Raw genomic sequence first — 1465 nt, 5'->3', positions numbered from 1 at the left:
TAAAATGTACCCTATAAGATGGACACTTTGAAAAAAGTCCTTCTTGTAGGGTACTTTTGTTTATAATGAGAAAAAAGATGTTGGAGCGGAACTAGAATGACGAAGAGACTATTAACGAAAAAAGAACAAGAACTACTAAAGAGGAATCCTTATGTAAAATCAGTTAGCGATAAGGCGATTACCTATACAGACGAATTTAAGCGTCATTTTATTGCGGAAAATGAAAAAGGAAAGCTGCCTAGAGAAATCTTCGAGGAAGCTGGTTTAAGTGAGGAATTAATCGGAATTGATCGTATTAAGACAGCTGGTAAACGTTGGCGTGCAGCCTATCGTAATGCAGGAATTGAAGGTTTAGAAGATACGCGTAAAACAAATTCAGGTCGCCCTTCTGACCGTGAATTGACCTTAGAAGAAAAGGTTGCCCGCCTAGAAGCAAAAAACCAACTATTACGTGCAGAGAATGAATTACTAAAAAAGCTCGATCTACTCGAAAGGCAGGTGTTGAAGAAGAAATCACAATCGAAACGAAAGTAAAATTTGAATTAATCCATCAGACGATTCAAAAGTATAAATTAAAGCGTATGGTGAGCTATTTATGTGAGGTAATGGGGGTTTCTCGTTCAGGATTCTATAATTATTTTAATGAAATATCAGCGCAAAATCGTGCAAACCACGATGAAGCAGATGAAGTTGTGAAAGCCATCATTTTAAAAGCGTATCATTTCCGAGGACGCAAAAAAGGTGCGCGCCAAATTAAAATGACGCTTCAAAATCAATATGACATTACATACAACTTAAAGAGAATTCGCCGGATTATGAAAAAGTATGAGATTGTCTGTCCTATTCGAAAGGCAAATCCATATCGAAGAATGGCCAAAGCAACGAAAGAACATCGCACATGTAAAAACGAACTACAACGCAATTTTAAACAAGGTGTAGCCGGTAAAGTATTATTAACAGACATCACGTATTTAACCTATCGCAACGGGAAACGTGCTTATTTATCAACGATCAAAGACGCTGAAACGAATGAAATTCTCGCTTATGAGGTGTCGTCATCTTTACAATTAGATATCGTACTTAACACGTTGAAAAAATTAAGAAAACATACACATTTAACAAAAGATGCCTTTATCCATTCCGATCAAGGATTCCATTATACAAATCCACAATTTCAAGCTTTAGTGAAGAAAATGGGTTTAGGTCAATCGATGTCACGTCGAGGAAACTGTTGGGATAATGCCCCGCAAGAATCATTCTTTGGGCATTTTAAAGATGAAACAAATATAAAAGATTGTGAGACTCTAGAAGAAGTAAAACAGGAAATCAAAAGTTATATGACGTACTACAATCATTATCGTGGACAGTGGAATTTAAAAAAGCTGCCGCCTGTAAAATACAGACAGCAGCTTCAACAAGTTGCCTAGGCTTTTTTAAAATGTCCTTTACAAAGGGTACACTTTAC

Annotated in this window: 1 protein-coding gene; it reads left to right on the top strand. The window is 36.5% G+C overall.

All coding sequences use genetic code 11. The features are described 5' to 3' along the window. Positions 1–96: 96 nt before the first annotated feature. Positions 97–1427 (top strand): IS3 family transposase gene (locus G4Z05_RS16275; RefSeq protein WP_412758566.1). Its coding sequence is split into 2 segments (ribosomal slippage): positions 97–481 and positions 481–1427, totalling 1332 coding nucleotides; the frame shifts between segments, so codons are not numbered across the junction. Positions 1428–1465: the final 38 nt, after the last annotated feature.

Source organism: Neobacillus thermocopriae, assembly GCF_010975035.1.
In the GTDB taxonomy this organism is placed as follows: Bacteria; Bacillota; Bacilli; order Bacillales; family Cytobacillaceae; genus Neobacillus; species Neobacillus thermocopriae.
This window is presented reverse-complemented; position numbering and strand designations above follow the sequence as displayed.